The sequence below is a fragment of the Sphingomonas sp. genome (genome assembly GCF_035944535.1).
GTDB lineage: Bacteria > Pseudomonadota > Alphaproteobacteria > Sphingomonadales > Sphingomonadaceae > Sphingomonas_B.
Window position 1 is genome coordinate 275,135 of sequence record NZ_DASZBC010000006.1, and the last position, 20,856, is coordinate 295,990.

A 20,856-nucleotide genomic window follows, 5' to 3' on the forward strand; every position below is an offset into this window, starting at 1 on the left:
TCACGCCCCGGCCGGCAGCGACTCTGCGAGCAATGTGCCGGTCCGGCTGCGCGAGCGGTCGATCCACACGCGAAGCAGGGCCAGCAACAGGTCGAGGTCTACGGGCTTCGCGATATAGTCGGAGGCGCCAGCATCGAGGCACTTCTGCCGGTCGCCTTTCATCGCCTTGGCCGTGACCGCGACCAGCGGCACATCGGCAAGCGCCGGGCGCTTGCGGATCTGCTGCATCGTCTCATAGCCATCCATTTCCGGCATCATGATATCGATCAGCGCGATATCGATGCCCGGCACCTCCTCGAGAATTCGGATGCCGTCGCGACCCCGCTCCGCGTGCAGCACCTCGACGCCATAGCTTTCGAGCACGCTGGTGAGCGAGAAGATGTTGCGAATATCGTCGTCGACAATCAGGATTTTCGCACCGGCAAGCTCGGGCACTTGACGGCTCGGCGGGTTCGGCTCGGCCTGCCGGACCACGCGTGTCGCTCTCCGCAGCGCAGGCCCAACTGCGCCGGGCAGCGCCTCGAGGCTGTGCACGACCGGCACTTCCACCTTGTCCGACAGCTTGGCGACAGTTCCCCGCACCGCCGCGCTTTCCTCGCCGCGGCTGACGACCAGCAAGGGCGTGTGCGCGGCGGAAACCGCGGCCAGTTCCTTGGCCGCCGCCGCGCTTTCGCCGCCCGCCACGACGATCAGGTCGAGCCGCTGAGGCCCGAACTTCTCCTGCGCCCGCGCAAAGCTGGATGCGGTTTCGACCTCGACCAGCGGATCGGCGATCAGCGCGCCGATGGCTTTGCGGTCCGGGGCAGTGCCGCCCACGATCAGCACCCGGCGCTCGGCGCGCTGGATGTGCTGGTGGATGGACTCAAACACCCTCACCAGATCCGACTGGTCGGCCGGCTTCTCGGTGATGCTGAACGCCCCCAGCCGCGACACGGCTTGGATGTCCGAGGCACCCGAGATCACATGGATCGGCAGATGCCGCGTCTGCGGATCGTGACGGAGCAGGTCGAGCAGCACGAAGCCGTCGATATCGCTCAGACCCAGGTCCAGGGTGATCGCATCGGGCTGCAGCTTACGCGCCAGCGCGAGCGTGCCGGCCCCCGCGGTCGAGACCACGCCCTTCAATCCGGCCTCCCGCGCCAGATCGAGCAGGATGGAGGCGAAGGTCACATCGTCCTCAACGATCAGCACGAACGGGTCGTGGCCGAGGTTCTCACGGTCATCGACCACCTCGGCAGTGACGGCAATCGCGCTCGGGACGGTCGCGCCGCTATTCTCATAACGCGCCGGCGTGCCTTCGCCGGTGCTGGCGACGGCGCCGGCCTCGAGCGGGATGAACAAGGTGAAAGTGGAGCCTTCGCCCGGCTTGGACTGCACTTGCAGCTCGCCACCCAACAAGCGCGCGATTTCGCGGCTGATCGACAGGCCCAGGCCGGTTCCGCCATATTTGCGGCTGGTGGTGCCGTCGGCCTGCTGGAACGCCTCGAAGATCAGCTTCTGCTTGTCCTCGGGGATGCCGATGCCGGTGTCCGTCACCGCGATCGCGATCGCCCGATCGACGCCGCGCAGCACAGGATGGTTGGTGCTCCAGCCCTGCTTGACGGTCTTGACCGACAGAGTGACGCCGCCCTGCGCCGTGAACTTGAAGGCGTTGGACAGCAGGTTGAGCACCACTTGCTGCAGCCGCTTCTCGTCGGTGCGGATCGACAGCGGCAGCGAGGTGTCGAAATCGACGTCGAACCGCAGCCCCTTGTCCTGCGCCAGCTGGCGGAAGGTGCGGTCCATATGCTGCTTGAGCGTCGACATCGGCATGTCGCCGACTTCGATCGAAACGGTGCCGGACTCGATCTTGGACAGATCGAGAATGTCGTTGATCAGGCTGAGAAGATCGGAGCCAGCCGAGTGGATGGTGCGCGCGAACTCGGTCTGCTTCTCGTTCAGATTGCCCTGGGGATTGTCCGCCAACAGCTTCGACAGGATCAGCAGCGAATTGAGCGGCGTCCGCAGCTCGTGCGACATGTTCGCCAGGAACTCGGACTTGTATTTGGAGGTGAGGGCGAGCTGTTCCGCCTTCTCCTCGACGGCGCGCCGCGCCATCTCAATCTCAATATTCTTCGCTTCGACCTGCTTCTTCTCGTTTTCGAGCAGCTGCGCTTTTTCCTGCAGCTCCTCGTTGGTCGCGTGCAGCTCTTCCTGCTTGGTGGTGAGCTCGGTCTGGCGGGCCTGCAGCTCCTGGGTCAGCAGCTGCGACTGCTTGAGCAGTCCCTCGGTGCGCATGGTGGCCGCGATCGTGTTGAGCACGATGCCCACCGACTCCATCAGCTGGTCGAGGAAGCTCTGGTGAGTCTCATTGAACTCGCCGAACGATGCGAGCTCGATCACCGCCTTCACATCATCCTCGAACAGTGCCGGGAGCACCGCGACGGTCGCCGGCTTGGCATGACCAAGGCCCGAGCCGATGCGGATGAAGTCCGACGGCACGTCTTTCAGCACGATCGGCCGGCGGTCGGCGGCGGCCTGTCCGACCAGGCCTTCGCGCAGCTCGAACTCATCCTTGAGCGCGCCCTTGTTCTCGGCGCCATAGCTGGCGGCGAGCTTCAGCCGCGTTTCATTCTCCTCGCGCTCGGTGACGTAGAAGACGCCGTACTGCGCATTCACCAGCGGCGCGAGTTCGGACATGATCAGGTTGGACACCGTTGTCAGATCGCGCTCGCCCTGCAGCATGCGGCTGAACCGGGCGAGGTTGGTCTTGAGCCAATCCTGCTCCGCATTCTTGAGCGTCTGCTCTTTCAGATTGCGGATCATCTCGTTGATGGTGTCTTTGAGCGCCGCCATTTCGCCGGACGCCTCGACGGCGATGGAGCGGGTCAAGTCGCCCTTGGTCACGGCCGTCGCCACGTCGGCGATCGAGCGCACCTGGTTGGTCAGGTTCGCGGCCAGCTGGTTCACGTTGTCGGTCAAGTCGCGCCACAGGCCGGCGGCGCCCGGCACGCGGGCCTGGCCACCCAGGCGGCCTTCGATGCCGACCTCGCGGGCCATGTTGGTCACCTGGTCGCCGAAGGTCGACAGCGTCTCGATCATGAAGTTGATCGTCTCGGCAAGCGCGGCGATCTCGCCCTTGGCGTCGAGCGTCAGCTTCCGCTTCAGATTGCCCTGCGCCACGGCGGTCACGACGTCGGCGATGCCGCGCACCTGGTTGGTCAGATTGTTGGCCATCAGATTGACGTTGTCGGTCAAATCCTTCCAGGTGCCGCCAACGCCCGGCACGTTCGCCTGGCCGCCGAGCTTGCCTTCGGTGCCGACTTCGCGCGCCACGCGAGTGACTTCGGACGCGAACGAGTTGAGCTGGTCCACCATGACGTTGATGGTGTTTTTCAGCTCGAGGATTTCGCCCTTCACGTCGACGGTGATCTTCTTGGAAAGGTCGCCCCTCGCCACGGCGGTGGTCACGTCGGCGATGTTGCGGACCTGACCAGTCAGGTTATCGGCCATCAGGTTGACGTTGTCGGTCAGGTCCTTCCAGGTGCCGGCGACTCCGCGCACCTGCGCCTGACCGCCCAGCTTGCCTTCGGTGCCGACCTCACGCGCCACGCGCGTCACTTCGGAGGCGAAGCCGTTCAGCTGATCGACCATCGTGTTGATGGTGTTCTTCAGCTCGAGGATTTCGCCCTTAACGTCCACCGTGATCTTCTTGGACAAATCGCCCAAGGCCACTGCGGTCGTCACTTCGGCGATGTTGCGGACCTGGCCGGTCAGGTTCGACGCCATCGCGTTCACATTGTCGGTCAGGTCCTTCCAGGTGCCGCCGACGCCCGGCACCTGCGCCTGGCCGCCGAGCTTGCCTTCGGAACCCACTTCGCGCGCCACGCGCGTCACTTCGGACGCGAAGCCGTTCAGCTGGTCCACCATCACGTTGATGGTGTTCTTCAGCTCGAGGATCTCGCCCTTCACATCGACGGTGATCTTCTTGGACAAGTCGCCGCGGGCCACGGCGGTGGTCACTTCGGCGATGTTGCGAACCTGGCCGGTCAGGTTGCCCGCCATCAGGTTCACGTTGTCGGTCAAGTCCTTCCAGGTGCCGGCAACGCCTTCCACCTGCGCCTGGCCGCCGAGCTTGCCTTCCGAACCCACTTCGCGCGCGACGCGCGTCACTTCGGAGGCGAAGCCGTTCAGCTGGTCCACCATGACGTTGATGGTGTCCTTGAGCGCGAGAATTTCGCCGCGCACTTCGACCGTGATCTTCTTCGACAAGTCGCCGCGGGCGACGGCCGTGGTCACCTCCGCGATGTTGCGGACCTGACCGGTCAGGTTCGCGGCCATCAGGTTCACGTTGTCGGTCAAGTCCTTCCAGGTACCGGCGACACCCGGCACCTGCGCCTGGCCGCCGAGCTTGCCTTCGGTGCCGACTTCGCGCGCCACGCGCGTCACTTCGGAGGCGAAGCCGTTCAGCTGGTCCACCATGACGTTGATGGTGTTCTTAAGCTCGAGGATCTCGCCCTTCACGTCGACGGTGATCTTCTTGGACAAGTCGCCCGAGGCGACAGCGGTGGTCACTTCGGCGATGTTACGCACCTGGCCAGTCAGATTGTCGGCCATCAAGTTGACGTTGTCGGTCAGGTCCTTCCAGGTGCCGCCAACACCCGGCACCTGTGCCTGGCCGCCCAATTTTCCTTCGGTACCCACTTCGCGGGCCACGCGAGTCACTTCGGACGCGAAGGCGTTCAGCTGGTCCACCATCGTGTTGATGGTGTTCTTCAGCTCGAGGATCTCACCCTTCACGTCGACGGTGATCTTCTTGGACAAGTCGCCCGACGCCACGGCGGTCGTCACTTCGGCGATGTTGCGGACCTGGCCGGTCAGGTTGTCGGCCATCAGGTTCACGTTGTCGGTCAAGTCTTTCCAGGTGCCGCCAACGCCTTCCACCCGCGCCTGGCCGCCGAGTTTGCCTTCAGTGCCGACTTCGCGGGCCACGCGGGTCACTTCCGAAGCGAAGGAATTCAACTGGTCCACCATCGTGTTGATGGTGTTCTTGAGCTCGAGGATCTCGCCCTTCACATCGACGGTGATCTTCTTGGAGAGATCGCCCGACGCCACGGCGGTCGTCACCTCGGCGATGTTGCGGACCTGGCCCGTCAAGTTGGTCGCCATCGCGTTCACGTTGTCGGTCAGGTCCTTCCAGGTGCCGGCGACGCCGCGCACCTGCGCCTGACCGCCGAGCTTCCCTTCGGTGCCGACTTCGCGCGCCACGCGCGTCACTTCAGAGGCGAAGCTGGCGAGCTGCTCCACCATCGTGTTCACGACCTTGCCAATGCGCAGGAACTCGCCGCGCAAGGGGCGGCCGTCGATCTCGACTGCCATTGTCTGAGAAAGGTCGCCCTTGGCCACCGCGCCGATGACGCGGCTGACTTCGGCAGTCGGCTGCACCATGTCGTCAATTAGTTCGTTGACCGAGCGGATCGCGGAGTCCCAGTCGCCCGTCGCGTTCTTCAGCCGCCCGCGCTGGGTGATCTTGCCTTCCTTGCCGACCACCATCGACAGGCGCGAGAATTCCTGCGTCATCTCCTGATTGAGCGAGACGACCTCATTGAACAGCGTCGCGACTTCCGGATCGAAGTCCGGATCGTCTTCGGGCAGTCGGATGGAGAAATCTCCGCGCCTCAAGGCACGAAGCGCGCTGACAAGCTGGCGACGATCGGTGAACTCGCGCGAAGTCTGGATGTTCAAGGACGGCTCCTGGCTTCCCCCCGCCCCATGACAAAAGCTGTACTGGCCCCCCGGCCGGATGGCGGTGATAGCAAAGAAAATGGCGGTTGCATCGCAATTTTTTAGCCGCTCACTGTTCCGTTTTGGCTTCACAAACGGACACTTGGCCGCATATGTCGGCGACCGCACACAGGGATAGACGTTTAAGGACCAGAAGACGGCGGGTGTGACGGAAATGGACGGCGAAGGCGACGTGCTCGGCGAGATGGAGCGCGGGCATCAGCAGCTTCGGAACCACATTGCGGAAAGCGCCCGCATGATCGGGGAAGCCGAAGAAAGGCTGAGCAACTCGAAAGCAATCACCGGCGGTAGCGGCGACGACGGCGAGGTTCTGGCCTGAGGGGGCGTGGTGCCGAGTGCAGGGATCGAACCCGCGACCTTCGGTTTACAAAACCGCTGCTCTACCAGCTGAGCTAACCCGGCGCCGATTCCCCCATTGCGTCAGCGAACGCCGAACGTCCAGCCTTCGGTGGCGGCGAGTTCGGGCGTGAGCCGTTCCGGAGCCCAGTAACTCGGCTCGTGCGCCACTGCACGGAGCCAGGCTGCCGCCATTATGGCGTCGGTGGCATGGTCGTCGTAACGGTGGAGGGGCGTGTGCGGGCTGCTGCCCAATGCGGCGAGAACCGCGTCCAGGCTCGCGCCATCGCGGACCTTGGTCCGGCTTTTCGGCAGGCCGGCAGCGGTTGCGGCGATGCTGGTGTAGATTTCTATGACCAGCGGCCCGCTATCCGGGATCGGCTGATAGGGCCAGATCGGCAGCCGCCCGGCCAGGCGATAGAATAGCCGCATGCCGGTCAGGCTCGATTTGCCGACCTGCGCAGCTCCGACCAGGTTGAAGTTGCTATAGGGATTGCAGAGGCCCTGTTCGCGGCTGACGTCCTCCACGACGCGGAAGCGGCCCGCGCCGGGCGGGAACAGGTCGCCGCATCGTCCGCCATGACGTCGAAAATGTCGACTCGCTTCGGGGTGATCGACGAAGCTGTTGGCGCCGAAGTGCGGTTCGTCCCGCGCGATGTCCTCGACCAGCGCCCAGAGGCCGGCTGCGTCAGAGGGGCTCCGGTCCCAGCCAGGGAAGAAGGCGCCGCAGTCGGCAAAGGCAAGGGAAGGCGAGAGGTCCAGGCCGACCAGCCAATCTCCTTCGAGCGCCAACATCCATTCCAGCACCTCCAGCCGCGACCAGACATGTCCCGGCCGCACCAGCTCCGGCGCTCCGGTGCCCGACGAACAAGTCGCGGCCGCGATGCCCTTTTGGCGCGGCCCTGCCGCTCCCGACCAATCGATCGCCGCGAAGTGGGTGAACCTATTCAATCGCCTTCAACACATCCGCGCTGAACTTCTCGATGTCGAAGCCGCCGCCGGCCGGGTCTTCGCCGCGGCGGACGATGACGAGGCGCTTGGACGGGACGACCATGATGTACTGGCCGCGATTGCCCTGTGCGCCATAGCTGCCTTCCGGCAGGCCCTGTTTGGGGCCGAACAGCCAGAGGGTGGCGCCATAACCCTCCCCTTGCGCCGGCTGCGGACCAGAGGGCGTCGCCATGTACTTAACCCAGCCTTCGGCCAGCAGGCGCTTGCCAGCCCAGACGCCGTCGTTCAGCCACAGCAGGCCGAGCCGGGCGAGGTCGCGGGCGGTGGACCAGACCTGGGAGGACAGGATGAAGTTGTTCTGCCAGTCAGTCTCGGCGACCGTGTGGCGCATACCGATCTTCTCGAACAGCGCTGCACGGGGGAAGCTCAGATAGGCTTGGTCGTCGTTGAGCGTGGCACGGATCGCACGGACGGCTAGCAACGTGTCGTTGTTGGCGTAGCGGAAGCGCGAGCCGGGCGCCGCCTCCAAGGGCCAATGGGTTGCTTCCTGGGTGACGGTCGTAGCGCCGGTGTAGAGCGCGTCGGTACGGTTGCCCGCGGTGTCGCTATGCAGGCCGCTTGCCATCCGCAGCAGCTGATCGAGCGTGATCGCGGCGCGCGGGTCGCCGGGTGTGCGCCACTCTGGAATCGGCGCCAGCGCATCGGCGCGGAGCAGGTCTTTGTGCACGGCGATACCGGCGAGCGTGCCGGTGATGCTCTTGGCCACCGACCAGGTGCGGTTGGAGGTGAACGGTCCAAAGCCCTCGGCATAACGCTCGGCCACGACGCGCCCGTCGTGCACGATGACCACGCCGACCGTGCGCGCCTTGTCGCCATAGCTGCCGGAGAAAGCCGCCGAGACGTGAGCGGTCAGGGCTGAACTGGGCTTCGGGCGAATGCCGGCGTCGCCCATCGGCCATGGGCGAGGCTCGGCCCCGTGCGGAGGAGCGGGGGCGCTGCCCTCGGCGGGCGGAGCAGCGCCGATGGGTAGGGTGGAGCAGCCGAGACCTGGTCGCCAATAGGAGACTCGCGGCGGCAGTTCGGCATCGAAGCTCACACTGACCTGCCGCCCATTCACTTGGGCCGGGAGTGTCGCCATCAGCGGTTGATAGTCTGGATAGATGCCGGTCAGCTCCAGCGCCTCGATCTGCTCGCGCGTGCGGCCGGCGTTGAACATGCCGGAACAGAGGAATGCCGCCTTGTAGCCGGCGGCGAGGGCGCGCTGGTAGGTTGTGGGTTCGGCGGCTTCGGTGGGAGTGGCGAGTGCGATCGTACTTATCAGAGCAACCCACTTCCGTTCGCTTCGAGCGAAGTCGAAAAGCGGTTTCGGCGCGGGTGAATGCGCGTTTCTCGACTTCGCTCGAAACGAACGGACCCTCCTATTCACGTTTCGCACGCCGCAACTCCTCCCAATGAGCCAGCCGTTCCGAAACCCGCTTCTCGAAGCCGCGGTCGGTGGGCTGATAGAATGTCTGCGGCTCTAATCCGTCGGGCCAGTAATTGTCGCCCGAGAAACCCTCATCGGTGTCGTGATCATAGCTATAGCCTCTGCCGTAGCCGAGCTGCTTCATCAGTTTGGTGGGCGTGTTGAGGATGTTCATCGGCGGCTGCAGCGAGCCGGTCTCGCGGGCGCTCTTCCACGCCGCCTTCTGCGCCGCATAGACCGCGTTCGATTTCGGGGCGGTCGCGAGATAGAGGCAGGCCTGGGCAATGGCGAGTTCGCCTTCGGGCGAGCCGAGGAAATCATAAGTGTCCTTGGCGGCGATGCACTGGGTGAGAGCGTTCGGATCGGCGAGGCCGATATCCTCGACCGCGGCGCGCGTCAGGCGGCGGAGCAGGAAAAGCGGCTCCTCGCCCGCCGTCAGCATGCGCGCGAGATAGTATAGCGCCGCCTGCGGGTCGGAGCCGCGAATCGATTTATGCAGGGCGGAGATGAGGTTGTAGTGCCCGTCACGGTCCTTGTCATAGACAGCGACGCGGCGGTGTAGCAGCGCGGACAAAGCGGCCGGATCGAGCGGTGCGTCCAGCTGGACCGAGAACAGCGTCTCGGCCTTGTTGAGCAGGAAGCGGCCATCGCCGTCGGCGCTGGCGACCAGTGCCTCGCGCGCTTCGGCGGTGAGGGGAAGGGAGCGGCCCTCCAGTGCCTCAGCGCGGTCCAGCAGGGCACCGAGCGCGCGCGCGTCCAGCCGGTGCAGGATCAGTACGTGCGCGCGGCTGAGCAAAGCCGCGTTCAGTTCGAAGCTCGGGTTTTCGGTGGTCGCGCCGACCAATGTGACGGTGCCGTCTTCGACATAGGGCAGGAAGCCGTCCTGCTGGGCGCGGTTGAAGCGGTGAATCTCGTCAACGAACAAGAGGGTCCTGTGGCCGGCGGCGGCATGGTCGCGCGCGGCGGCGAAGACCTTGCGCAGGTCGGCGACGCCCGAGAAGACGGCGGAGATCGCCTCGAACCGCAGGCCAACGGCGTCGGCGAGCAGCCGGGCGATCGTCGTCTTACCCGTGCCGGGCGGCCCCCATAGGATCATCGAGGAGAGCCGGCCCGCCGCCACCATCCGCCCGATCGCGCCTTCGGGGCCGGTCAGATGGTCCTGGCCGATCACCTCCTCCAGCCGCTGAGGACGGAGCCGGTCAGCGAGGGGAGCGGACTCGGCGGGATCGGGGGCGAACAGGTCAGCCATTGCTTCCGCACAACATGCACAAAGGTAACAAAGGTAACGTGGCGTTGGGTGTGCAGAATGTGCAGGTTGTGCGGGATGTATGCCGCTTATCGGTTCGCGCCTGGTGCTTGGAGTACATGGGCGGACGCTGGCACATTTGGCGGCGTGTAGGACAGAAGAAAGAAGCTGGACCCCGGATCAAGTCCGGGGTGACGAGAGATGGGACAGATTGCTCAACGACAAGCCGTCACCCCGGCCTTGAGCCTAGGTTCAGCTCCTTCTTGTTAAAGAGGGGAGCAAGATATATCTTGAACGCATTCGAGTCGTTCAGGAGCAGGCGCGATGTTCTTCTATTATGGCGGTCGCAATCATGGCTGTGGGCCCAGAATGGGTTCCTGGAAGCGTGGACCGTTCGAATTTCACTGGGACATGGGCGAGGCGGCCGGACAGCGCGGCGGCGGGCGGCGGCGGCGCATGTTCGATGGCGACGAGTTGCGGCTGCTGCTCTTGAAGCTGATCGCCGACCAGCCCCGCCACGGCTATGACCTTATCCGCGACATCGAGGAGCGCACCGGTGGCGCCTATGCGCCGAGCGCGGGCGTGGTCTATCCGACGCTGACCATGCTCGACGAGATGGGGCAGATCGAAGCGGTGTCGGAGGGCTCGCGGCGCCAATATGCCGCGACGGATGCCGGCCGCGCGCACCTCGCAGAGCGCGAGCGGGAAGTCGCCGATCTGATCGCGCGGCTCGACGCGCTCGGCGAGGAGCGGGGCCGGGTCGATCGCGCGCCGGTCAAGCGGGCCATGGCCAATCTGTTCACCGCCATCTCGCACCGCGCGATGCGCGGCGACATCACCGACGAGACGCTGCACGGCTTCGCCGACATCATCGACGAAGCGGCGCGCAAGATCGAGCGACTTTAGGCTGCAGTTCCTCTCCTCACGGGGAGAGGAGCTTTGGCTTGCCACCATCAGCGGCCCGGACTACATCGACGGACAAGGCTCGGCCGCTCCGTGAGGGGCGGCCCTATTTATTTCCGGAGGTTTTCCCTTGGCCCAGGCCTATCCGCTCATGCCGCACGCGACCGCTTCCTGGCTGGTCGACAATACGTCGCTGTCCTTTCAGCAGATCGCCGATTTCTGCGGCCTCCATGTGTTGGAAGTGCAGGCGATCGCGGACGACACCGCCGCGACCAAGCTGACCGGCCGCGATCCGGTTCGCGCGCATGAACTGAGCATGGAGGAGATCGAGAAGGGCCAGAAGGACCCGAACTACCCGCTCGTGATTTCGAAAGGCCCGGAGCAGATCCGCCGCACCAAGGGGCCGCGCTACACGCCCGTCTCCAAGCGGCAGGACAAGCCGGACGGCATCGCTTGGATCATCCGCAATCATCCCGAAGTGTCGGACGGCGCGATTTCGAAGCTGATCGGCACCACGCGCACCACGATCGCGGCGATCCGCGACCGCAGCCATTGGAACATCTCGAACATCCAGCCGAAGGACCCCGTGACTTTGGGCCTGACCACGCAGCGCGAGTTGGATGCGGCGGTGGCCAAGGCTGCCAAGGCGGCCGGCCTGGAAGCACCGACCGACACCCGCTTCGAAGGCGACCGCGAGGCGCTGATCGAGGAACTGCGCGCCCAGCGCGAGCGGGCTGCGCGCGAGGCGGATGCCGCGGCCGAGGGCGAGCTGCAGGCTCCGGACCATCCGGCCTTCGCCGACCCGTTCAAGCGGGCATAGTCTCAACATCTGCTTTCATCCGCCGTTCGTCCCGAGTGGGGCCGAGTAGCGCTGAAAGCGCGTATCGAGGTCCCGTATCGAGGGATCCCTCGATACGCCGTCTCGATATGGAGCTACGCTCCAACTCGACGGCTACTCGGGACGAACGGATCGATGAAGGCTGACCTCGTACCTACCGACCATCACGCGGCGCCGACCAGCCACAAGGGCCTGAACTACCCGTTCGGCGATCGCGTGCCGGAGGCGGGCGAGACGATTGAAGTCGCGCCAGGCGTGCATTGGGTGCGGCTGCCGGTGCCGGGTCCGCTCAAGCACATCAATGTCTGGCTCGTTGAGGAAGACGGCGGTGTCGCCATCGTCGACACCGGGCTGCCGCTCGATGCCTGCAAGGACGCCTGGCGGACGGTGCTGGAGGGCCGCGAGGTCACGCGCGTCATCGTCACCCATATGCACCCGGATCATCTCGGCCTGGCCGGATGGCTGACGTCGAAGTTCGGCGTGCGCCTGTGGATGACGCGGGGCGAATATCTTACGGCGCGGTTGCTGGTCGCGGATGCGCGCGACGCGCCGCCTGCCGAAGTGGTGGCGATGTGGCGCGGCGCCGGCTGGTCGGACGAGCAGGTTGCGGCCTCGGCGGCGAAGGGCTGGGGTAATTTCGCGCGGGCAGTGCACCGGCTGCCCGATGGCTATGTGCGGGTGCAGGCGGGCGACCGCATCGGCCCATGGCGGGCGGTGATCGCCAACGGCCATAGCCCGGAGCATCTCTGCCTGGTCGACGATAGCCGCCGGGTGATGATCGCGGGCGACCAGGTGCTGCCGCGGATCAGTTCGAACGTATCGCTGACCATGCTGGAGCCGGAAGGCGATCCGCTGGGCGAATGGCTGGACAGCCTGGCCCGCTTGCGAGCAGATCTGCCGGGCGACCTGCTCGTGCTGCCGGCGCACGGATCGCCCTTTACCGGGCTGCATGCGCGGCTCGACGCGCTGATCGACGGGCATATCAAGCAGTTGGAGCGGCTGGAGGAGCGGCTCAGCGAGGCGCCGCGGCGGGCGGTTGATTGTTTCGGCGTGATGTTCGCCCGCGCGATCGATGACAAATTGCTCGGCATGGCGACTGGCGAGACGCTCGCTCACCTCCGCTGGCTGGAACGCCGCGGCCGAGCGCGGGTGGAGGACCGCAATGGCGCCTGGTGGTGGGAAGCTGTTTCGTAATGTAACAGATTTGCCGGTTGTTTCAGCTTGCAAGCATTTACAACCTTGTTAACCATTCTGCCGGGCTCGCCCACAAAAACATAAGCGTATCGATTCGTTCTTTTCCTCAGGGGGTTACATGAAGATCCAATATCTGCTGGCGGCTTCTGCCGCCGTTCTTGCTGCGTCCACCGTTCAGGCCGCGGATACCGAAGTCGTGATCCGCGAAGGCGTCTATACCCTCCCGGTGCAGGGACCGAATGGCAAGATCCTGGCCTATGACGATCTCGGTGAGCGCGGCAACGGTACCGGCTCGGCGTTCGTATCGAGGGCCGCTCCGCGCAACGGCAACGGCTCGCTCGAAATCCACGGCGACCGCTCGCGCTACGTGGTCGGCAACATCTATGGCGTGACCGATCCCTATTATGGCGTGCCGGCCGCGTCGCAGAACCTGTTCAACTTCAGCACCCTGACCAGCCTGACCTTCGACTGGCAGGTTGCCACGCCGAGCAATGGCGGCGGCGCCCACAATACGCCCGCCGTTCGGGTCCACATCATCGACAACGGCGTCCGTTCGGAAATGATCTGGGAAGGCGTGTATAATGGCGGTGTCTCGGGCGTTGCCCCGGCAGCCGGCTGGCAGAATGCGGGTGCCGACTCGCTCTTCTACCTGAACATCCGCAGTGGTCCGAACACCGGCGTCTACACGGAGAATGGCGCGCAGGTGAACCGCACGATCGGCAACTGGCAGTCGTTCTTCTCGTCCAACGCCTATGTGACCGGCCTGAGCTTCGGCGCGGGCAGCGGCTTCGGCGCCAACTTCGTCGGCTTCATCGACAATGTCAGCGTCCGCTCGCCGAACGGCAACAACTTCGTCCTGAACTTCGAAGCGGTGCCGGAGCCGGCGACCTGGGCGATGATGATCGGCGGCTTCGGCTTTGTCGGCGCGGCGGCGCGTCGTCGTTCGACCAAGGTCGTGTACGCCTGATCTGAACGCGAATGAAAGAAGGGGGCTCCGGAGCGATCCGGGGCCCTTTTTCGTGTCAGAAGACGGGATCGTCGCCGGGGGTGTGGATGCCGCACTCCGTCTTGTCCCAGCCGCGCCAGCGGCCGGCGCGCGGGTCTTCGCCGGGCTTCACCTTGCTGGTGCAGGGCGAGCAGCCGATCGACGGGTAGCCCTGGGCCTCCAGCGGATGGCGGGGAAGCCTGTGCTCGGCGAAATAGGCGTCGAGCCGGTCCTTGCCCCAGTCCGCGAGCGGGTTGAGCTTCAACCGGCCCTCGTCGATTTCAAACCGGGGCAGCGCGGTGCGCGTCTTGCCCTGAAATCCCTTGCGGCCAGAAATCCAGGCATCGAACGGCGCGAGGGCGCGGCGGAGCGGGCGCACCTTGCGCAGGTCGCAGCAGCCGTCCGGATCATAGGACCAGCGCAGCCCGGTCTGGTCGCGGGCAGCAAGGTCGTAGGGGTCGGGCCGGAACACGCGCAGATCGGTGTAGCCGAGCCGCTCGGAGAGTTCATCCCGATACGCTAGAGTTTCGCCGAAGATCTTCTGCGTGTTCAGGAAGATGAGCGGGATGTCCTGGTCGATCTCGGCGATCAGGTGGAGCAGCACCGCCGACTCCGCCCCGAAGGAGGAGACCACGGCAACCCGGCCCTTGAGTTCGGTGGTGAGCAGTTCCCGCAGCATCTCGGCCGTGCCGACGCCTGCGAAACGCGCGTTCAGCCGCTCCGCATCCGCCTCGGTGAAGGCTGGCGCGGTGTCGATCAAGTCGAGGCGGCGCGCCGCATTAGCCATGGCGAAGCTTCCACACCGGCACGGCCCGGTCGGCGGCGGTCTGGTAAAAATAGGGGAACCGGTTCAGCGCTTCCTCGACGAGTTGCGGGTCGAGCGGCTGGTGCGGTGCAAAGCTGTCGAAGCCGCAGCGGCGCATGAACAGGATCTGGTCGACGAGAACATCGCCCTCGGCGCGCAGCTCGCCCTGATAACCATTCTCGCGCAGGATGCGGGCGGCCGAATAGCCGCGGCCATCGCGGAAGCGCGGGAAAGCGATCTCGACCAGCTTCAGCCGGCCGAAATGCGGGATCAGCTTGCGCACATCCTCGCCCGCCTCGACGCGCACGGCATGTGCGTCTTCCTGGGTGAGGAAGGCGTCGAGCGTGACAGCGGGTTCCTCAAGCGCTTCGTCGTCGCGGAATCTAAGCATGCAACATACTCCGTTCGTTTCGACCGAAGTCGAGAAACATTGGGGTTGCGGATGCGCGCTTCTCGACTTCGCTCGAAGCGAACGGTTTCCATTTGAGGCTAGCCATAGATGGCCTCCTTGAACGGGTCGAACCCGACGCGGCGATAGGTATCGAGGAAGCGCTCCCCGGGCTCGCGGAGCGCGACATAGCGGTCGGTGACGCGCTCGATCGCGTCGACGACGCCGTCCTCGTTGAAGCCGGGTCCGGTAATCTTACCGAGGCTCGCATCCTCCGCGCCCGATCCGCCGAGCAGGAGCTGGTAATTCTCGGTGCCTTTTCGATCGACGCCGAGGATGCCGATATGGCCGGCATGGTGGTGGCCGCAGGCATTGATGCAGCCGCTGATCTTGAGCTTCAGCTCGCCGAGTTCGCGCTCGCGGTTGGCGAAACGCTGGGCGATCTTCTGCGCGACAGGGATCGAGCGGGCGTTGGCAAGGCTGCAATAATCAAGGCCCGGACAGGCGATGATGTCGCTGATCAGGTCGAGATTGGCATTGGCCAACCCAGCCGCATCCAGCGCCTGCCAAACGGCGTAGAGATCGGCCTTACGGACATGCGGCAGCACGATGTTCTGGGCATGAGTGACCCGCAGCTCGTTGAAGCTGTAGCGCTCGGCAAGGTCGGCCATCAGGTCAATTTGGTCGGCCGAGGCGTCGCCCGGAATGCCGCCGATCGGCTTCAGCGAGATGTTGACGATCGCATGACCCGGCGCCTTGTGCGGCTTGACATTCTGATCGAGCCAGACGGCGAAGTCCGGATCACTTCGATCTAAAATAGGGACTGTCCCTATTTTCTCGAATGGAGGCGGTGCGAAATAGGCGGCGATGCGATCGAACTCGACGCGGGGCACGTCGACGCCGACCTTCAGCAGCTCCTGCCATTCCTCCTCGACCTGGCGGGTGAACTCCTCCTGGCCGAGATCGTGAACGAGGATCTTGATGCGCTGCTTGTGGATGTTGTCGCGCCGCGCCCAGCGGTTCCAGACGCGGACCGCCGCCTCGATGTAGCTCATCAGATGGTCGGCCGGCAGGAACGGCCGGATCAGTGGGGCGACGAAAGGCGTCCGCCCCATGCCGCCGCCGATATAGACTTCAAAGCCAAGCTCGCCCGCTTCGTTCCGGACCAGCTTGAGGCCGATATCGTGCAGCCTGATGGCCGCGCGGTCCTCGTCCGAGGCTGTCACCGCAATCTTGAACTTGCGCGGGAAGTAGCTGAACTCCGGATGGAACGTCGTCGCCTGGCGGATCAACTCGGCCCAGGGGCGCGGATCGGCGACCTCGTCGGCGGTCGCGCCGGCATATTGGTCCGACGACACATTGCGGAAGCTTTCGCCCGACGTCTGGATCGCGTGCATCTCGACGGTAGCAAGATCGGCGAGGATGTCCGGCGCTTCTTCGAGCTTGATCCAATTATATTGGATGTTCTGCCGCGTCGTGAAATGGCCATAGCCGCGGTCGTACTTGCGCGCGATGTGGCCGAGCATGCGCATTTGCCGGCTGTCGAGCGTGCCATAGGGAATGGCGACGCGCAGCATATAGGCGTGGAGCTGGAGATAGAGCCCATTCTTCAGCCGCAGCGGCTTGAACTGGTCCTCGGTCAAGTCGCCGGCGATGCGGCGGCGAACCTGGTCGCGGAACTCGTCGACGCGGGCATCGACGATCGCCTGGTCATATTGGTCGTATCTATACATGGTCTTCTCTCAGCTTCGTCATTGCGAGCGAAGCGAAGCAATCCAGTGCAGACTGCGAGCTCTGCTGGATTGCTTCGTCGCTGCGCTCCTCGCGATGACGGACAAGCGTGCCGCTCATATCACCCAACTCCCCGCATTCGGGTCGGCGGGTTTGAGGGTCAGGTCAGGACGGACCGTGGGGCCAAGCGCACGGATGCGGTCCTTGATGTGCGCGGGGCGGGGGCCGTCCGGCGTCGCCACCGCCTCGATGATGTAGGGGTTGTTGACACGGCGGGCGCCTTCCTCGCGGGTCAGGATCGCTTCGCCACTCTCGCCCACGTCCACTGCGTCTTCCACGTGCAGCGACCAATAGCTGCCGGCCCACCAGGTCACGGCTCCGGTGGTGAGATCGTTTCCGGTCAGGATCTTCATGCCAGCTTCTCCGCATGAGCGGCGAAGCGTTGCAGCACGTCCTGAGCGTCGGACCGCTCCACCACTTCGCCGACGACGATGATGGCTGGGCTCTTGACCCGCTCTCGCTCGATGATTCCGCCGAGGTCGGCAAGCAGCGAGCGGAGCGCGCGCGAGCCGGGGCGGGTGCCGTCCTGCAGCACCGCGACCGGCATGTCGGGCGAAACGCCGTCGGCGATCAGCTTTTCGGCGATGTCGGCACCGGTCGCCACGCCCATATAGATGACCAGCGTGCGGCCCTTGCCGGCGAGGCCGGACCAGTCCTGGTCGGTCAGGCCTTTGCACTGGCCGGCGACGAAGCTGACCGCGCTCGATACTTCACGATGGGTGAGGGGCAGCATCGCCTCCGCGGCGCAGCCAAGCGCGGCGCTGACGCCGGGCACGACTTCGACCGGCACGCCGGCCTTGCGGCAGGCTTCGGCTTCCTCACCGCCTCGGCCGAAGATGAAGGGATCGCCGCCCTTCAGCCGCACGACCTTGTTTCCTGCCAACGCTTCCTCGACCAGCAGCAGGTTGATCGCATGCTGGGCAAGGGTGTGACGGCTGCGCTGCTTGGCGACAGAAATGCGCGGCGCTTTGCTCAACTCCAGGATGCGCGGATCGACCAGGCCGTCATGAACGATCAGGTCCGCATCGCGCAGCAGCCGCGCCGCTTTCAGGGTCAACAGCTCCGGATCGCCGGGCCCGGCGCCGACGAGATAGACATGTCCCATACTCATGGGAGTGCAGATGGGCCTGTGACGGCGCTGTCACAAAGCAGGGATGCTTGGGGCGGGTTTAGGATTGCTATGCCGAACTCAATCGCTCGTCCCGAGCGAAGTCGAGAGGCGCTGCTTTAAGGCTGTACATGCGCCCCTCGACTAAGCTCGGGACGAGCGAACTCAGCGCAAGCCAACTGTGATCGCCGCCTCTGCCTTCTCCGCCGTCGTGCTCACGACCGGATAGGCGACATAATCGGCCGCATAATAGGCGCTGGGCCGGTGGTTACCGGACAGGCCCACGCCGCCGAAGGGCGCGGCGGAGGAAGCGCCGTTGGTCGGCTTGTTCCAGTTGACGATGCCGGCTCGAGCTCCAGTCCAGAAACGCTCGAACAAAGCCTGATCGCCGCCGACCAGCGAAGCCGACAGGCCGTAACGGGTCGCGTTGGCTTCAGCGATCGCCGCGTCAAAATCGGGCACGCGGATCAGCTGCAGCACGGGGCCGAACAGTTCGGCGTCCGGGCGCTCGCGCACATCGGTGACGTCGATCAGGGCAGGCGACACGAAGGGCAGGTCCGGCTCCAATCGTTCGAGCGGGCGGATCACCTCCCCGCCGCGTTCCACGAGCGACAAAAAGGCTTCGGTGAGCGCATCGGCAGCATCATTGTCGATTACGGGGCCGAGGAACGGCTGCGGCTCGTCATGCGGCGCACCGACGATCAACCGATCGGTCAACTTGTTCAGCTTGTTGATGAGTGCAATGTGAGCGCCATCGCGCACGATAAGCCGCCGTGCCGCCGTGCAGCGCTGACCGGCACTCAGATAGGCGGACTGGGCAATGATCGCGGCGGCCGCCTCGAGATCGTCAGCGTCCCATACTATCAGCGGATTGTTGCCGCCCATCTCGAGCGCCAGGATCTTTTCAGGGGTCTCGGCGAACTGCCGGTTGAGCGCGAGGCCGGTGCGGGCGGAGCCGGTGAAGAGCAGTCCGTCTATGTCGGAATGTGCCGACAGGGCGCGGCCCTGTTCGGGTCCGCCGATGAGCAGCCGCGCCGCTCCTTCCGGCACGCCGGCTTCATGGTAGAGACGGATCAGCATTTCGCCGCTAGCGGGCGTCTTTTCTGACGGCTTGAACACCACCACGTTGCCCGCGAGCAGGGCCGGGACCATGTGACCGTTGGCGAGATGCGCCGGAAAATTATAGGGTCCTAGCACCGTCAGCACCCCGTGCGGCTTGTGGCGCAGCGCGGCGCCGGCGCCGAGTTCGCGCGTGCCGGTGCGTTCATCGAGCGCGCGGATCGAGATATCGACCTTGTTGACGACGGTGTCGACCTCCGTGCCCGCCTCCCAGAGTGGCTTGCCGGTTTCGCGGGCGATCAGGTCGGCGAAGTCGGCGCGGCGTTCCTTGGCGAGCTCGGCGAATCGGCGGAGGATCGCGATGCGCTCGTCGAGCGAACGGCGCGCCCAGTCGGGAAAGGCGGCGCGGGCGGCGGCGACTTCGATGTCCGCGTCGCCGATCGGAGCGCGCCAGAGTTCCCGGCCGGTAGCCGGTTCATGGGAGATGAGGTCGGTCATACTCCCGTCTTTGCGAGGAGCGGAACGACGAAGCAATCCAGGAGTCGCATAGTTCGAGGCTGGATTGCTTCGCTGCGCTCGCAATGACGACGATCAGGAAGCCAGCGCCTCACCCATTCCCCTGATTCGCTCCACTTTTGCGTAAAGCGCCGACCAGTCGTCGCGCTCTGCGATGGGCGCCCAGATCGCTTCGACTTCCTCGATGTGCATCGAGCAAGGTTCGCCCTGCCAGTAAGGATGGTCGAGCGTGCGGGCGGCGCGATATCCGGAGACGCGAGTGCGGAAATCGGCGAACGCTTCGTCACGATAGGGCGCATCGTCGCCGCGCAGACTGCCGCCGGCCCAGTCGAAGAAGAAATGGTCGATCGGCAACTGGCTTGCGATCAGCCCCTGCTCAATTGCGGCGACGAGGCGAAGATCCTCGTCGATGCCCTTGGGCTGGACGCCGAGGCGCCAGAGGAAGCGTTCCACCAGGGCTCTGCGGTAGAGTTCGGGGAAGCGGTCCAGTTCGGCGATCAGAGCGTCCACGTCTGCCAAGGTTCGGAGGGCGCCGGCGAGTTGGACCACATCCCATTGGATCGCCTCCGCCTGGCGGCCAAAGGCGTAGAGGCCGGCATGATCGAAATAGGCTGCGGTGAAGTTCGGGTCGAAGGTCGGCGCGAACCGCCAGGGGCCATAGTCGAAGCTCTCGGAGGTTACGTTAATGTTGTCGGAGTTGAGCACGCCATGCACGAAACCGGCCGCCATGTAGCTGGCGGCGAGGCGGGACGTGCCTTCGACAACGCGGCGGACCAGCTCCACCGGATCGCCGCTTGACGCGTTGAAATAGGCGCGGAGTGCATAGTCGGTCAGCCGCCTCAGCTCGTCTTCAAGGCGTAGATAGGCGAGACGCTGGAAGCTGCCGATGCGGATATGGCCGTGGCTCATCCGCACCATCACCGCCGAGCGGGTAGGGGAGGGCTCGTCGCCGCGGTGCAGTTCCTCGCCCGTTTCGATCAGCGAGAAGGTGCGCGACGTGTTCACGCCCAGCGCTTCGAGCATCTCGGTTGCGAGGATTTCGCGGACGCCGCCCTTCAGCGTCAGCCGGCCATCGCCGAAGCGGCTATAGGGCGTCTGGCCAGAGCCCTTGGTGCCGAGGTCGAGCCACCGGCCGGCTTGGTCCTGCAACTGGGCATAGAGGAAACCGCGGCCGTCGCCGATGTCCGGATTGTACACGCGGAACTGGTGCCCGTGATAGCGGAGCGCGAGCGGCTGGGGGAGGTTGCCGGGCAGCGGCTCGAACCGGCCAAAGTGGCGCAGCCAGTCATCGTCGGAGAGGGTGCTCAGCCCGATCTCGCTCGCCGCGCGATCGTTGCGAAAGCGGAGGATAGTCTTGGGGAAGTTTGCGGCTTCGACCGGCTCGGCGAGGAAGTCCGCGATTTCTAGGATGGGTGGCGTCACAGTATCTCCGTTCGTCCCGAGTGCCGTCGAGCTCGCCGAGACGGCGTATCGATGGGTCTCTCGAT

At 65.0% G+C, this 20,856-nt stretch carries 16 protein-coding genes and 1 tRNA gene; 5 read left to right on the forward strand and 12 right to left on the reverse strand.

Annotated elements, in window-relative coordinates:
• Complete coding sequence (locus VGT77_RS06180; protein WP_327460630.1) at window positions 1–5,724, reverse strand: HAMP domain-containing protein; 5,724 nt, start codon at window positions 5,722–5,724, stop codon at window positions 1–3.
• Window positions 5,725–5,938: 214 nt separating this feature from the next.
• Here VGT77_RS06180 and VGT77_RS06185 point away from each other — a divergent pair, with 214 nt between their 5' ends.
• Complete coding sequence (locus VGT77_RS06185; protein WP_327460632.1) at window positions 5,939–6,103, forward strand: hypothetical protein; 165 nt, start codon at window positions 5,939–5,941, stop codon at window positions 6,101–6,103.
• Window positions 6,104–6,110: 7 nt separating this feature from the next.
• On the opposite strand, the gene VGT77_RS06190 is transcribed toward VGT77_RS06185, so the two are convergent.
• From VGT77_RS06190 to VGT77_RS06205, 4 genes are all read right to left on the reverse strand, one after another.
• Window positions 6,111–6,186 (reverse strand) — tRNA-Thr (locus VGT77_RS06190).
• Between the two features lie 18 nt (window positions 6,187–6,204).
• Entirely contained in the window at window positions 6,205–7,071 is an 867-nt protein-coding gene (locus tag VGT77_RS06195) for a hypothetical protein (protein WP_327460634.1), read from the reverse strand.
• Window positions 7,064–8,287: a serine hydrolase gene (locus VGT77_RS06200; protein WP_327460636.1), complete on the reverse strand. Its 1,224-nt coding sequence runs from the start codon at window positions 8,285–8,287 to the stop codon at window positions 7,064–7,066. The genes VGT77_RS06195 and VGT77_RS06200 overlap by 8 nt, the downstream gene beginning before the upstream one ends.
• A 202-nt stretch (window positions 8,288–8,489) precedes the next feature.
• Window positions 8,490–9,785, reverse strand: coding sequence for a replication-associated recombination protein A (locus VGT77_RS06205; protein ID WP_327460637.1), 1,296 nt, complete (start codon window positions 9,783–9,785; stop codon window positions 8,490–8,492).
• 321 nt (window positions 9,786–10,106) lie between these two features.
• On the opposite strand from VGT77_RS06205, the gene VGT77_RS06210 reads away from it, so the two are divergent.
• From VGT77_RS06210 to VGT77_RS06225, 4 genes are all read left to right on the forward strand, one after another.
• Window positions 10,107–10,688, forward strand: a complete 582-nt coding sequence (locus VGT77_RS06210; protein ID WP_327460639.1) for a PadR family transcriptional regulator — start codon at window positions 10,107–10,109, stop codon at window positions 10,686–10,688.
• Window positions 10,689–10,836: 148 nt separating this feature from the next.
• Window positions 10,837–11,505 carry a DUF1013 domain-containing protein gene (locus VGT77_RS06215; protein WP_327460913.1) on the forward strand — a complete coding sequence of 223 codons (669 nt, stop codon included), beginning with the start codon at window positions 10,837–10,839 and terminating at the stop codon, window positions 11,503–11,505.
• A 153-nt stretch (window positions 11,506–11,658) separates the two neighbouring features.
• Window positions 11,659–12,717 (forward strand): MBL fold metallo-hydrolase, encoded by a 1,059-nt coding sequence (locus VGT77_RS06220; protein ID WP_327460641.1) that lies wholly within the window; start codon window positions 11,659–11,661, stop codon window positions 12,715–12,717.
• A gap of 118 nt (window positions 12,718–12,835) precedes the next feature.
• Window positions 12,836–13,684 carry a PEPxxWA-CTERM sorting domain-containing protein gene (locus tag VGT77_RS06225; protein ID WP_327460643.1) on the forward strand — a complete coding sequence of 283 codons (849 nt, stop codon included), beginning with the start codon at window positions 12,836–12,838 and terminating at the stop codon, window positions 13,682–13,684.
• Window positions 13,685–13,739: 55 nt separating this feature from the next.
• Here VGT77_RS06225 and VGT77_RS06230 read toward each other — a convergent pair whose 3' ends face one another.
• From VGT77_RS06230 to VGT77_RS06260, 7 genes are all read right to left on the reverse strand, one after another.
• Window positions 13,740–14,489 carry a phosphoadenylyl-sulfate reductase gene (locus VGT77_RS06230; protein WP_327460645.1) on the reverse strand — a complete coding sequence of 250 codons (750 nt, stop codon included), beginning with the start codon at window positions 14,487–14,489 and terminating at the stop codon, window positions 13,740–13,742.
• Window positions 14,482–14,898 (reverse strand): DUF934 domain-containing protein, encoded by a 417-nt coding sequence (locus VGT77_RS06235; RefSeq protein WP_327460647.1) that lies wholly within the window; start codon window positions 14,896–14,898, stop codon window positions 14,482–14,484. The genes VGT77_RS06230 and VGT77_RS06235 overlap by 8 nt, the downstream gene beginning before the upstream one ends.
• A gap of 98 nt (window positions 14,899–14,996) precedes the next feature.
• Complete coding sequence (locus tag VGT77_RS06240; protein ID WP_327460649.1) at window positions 14,997–16,628, reverse strand: nitrite/sulfite reductase; 1,632 nt, start codon at window positions 16,626–16,628, stop codon at window positions 14,997–14,999.
• Window positions 16,629–16,742: 114 nt separating this feature from the next.
• A complete protein-coding gene (locus tag VGT77_RS06245; RefSeq protein ID WP_327460651.1) occupies window positions 16,743–17,039 on the reverse strand; it encodes a DUF2849 domain-containing protein in 297 nt (98 codons plus the stop codon).
• The gene (cobA, locus tag VGT77_RS06250; RefSeq protein WP_327460653.1) at window positions 17,036–17,797 is read right to left on the reverse strand and encodes a uroporphyrinogen-III C-methyltransferase; all 762 of its coding nucleotides are present in this window, start codon (window positions 17,795–17,797) and stop codon (window positions 17,036–17,038) included. Before cobA ends, VGT77_RS06245 begins: the two co-directional genes overlap by 4 nt.
• Window positions 17,798–17,959: 162 nt before the next feature.
• Complete coding sequence (gene astD / locus VGT77_RS06255; protein WP_327460655.1) at window positions 17,960–19,351, reverse strand: succinylglutamate-semialdehyde dehydrogenase; 1,392 nt, start codon at window positions 19,349–19,351, stop codon at window positions 17,960–17,962.
• A 93-nt stretch (window positions 19,352–19,444) separates the two neighbouring features.
• Entirely contained in the window at window positions 19,445–20,791 is a 1,347-nt protein-coding gene (locus VGT77_RS06260; RefSeq protein WP_327460657.1) for a protein adenylyltransferase SelO family protein, read from the reverse strand.
• Between the last annotated feature and the right edge of the window lie 65 nt (window positions 20,792–20,856).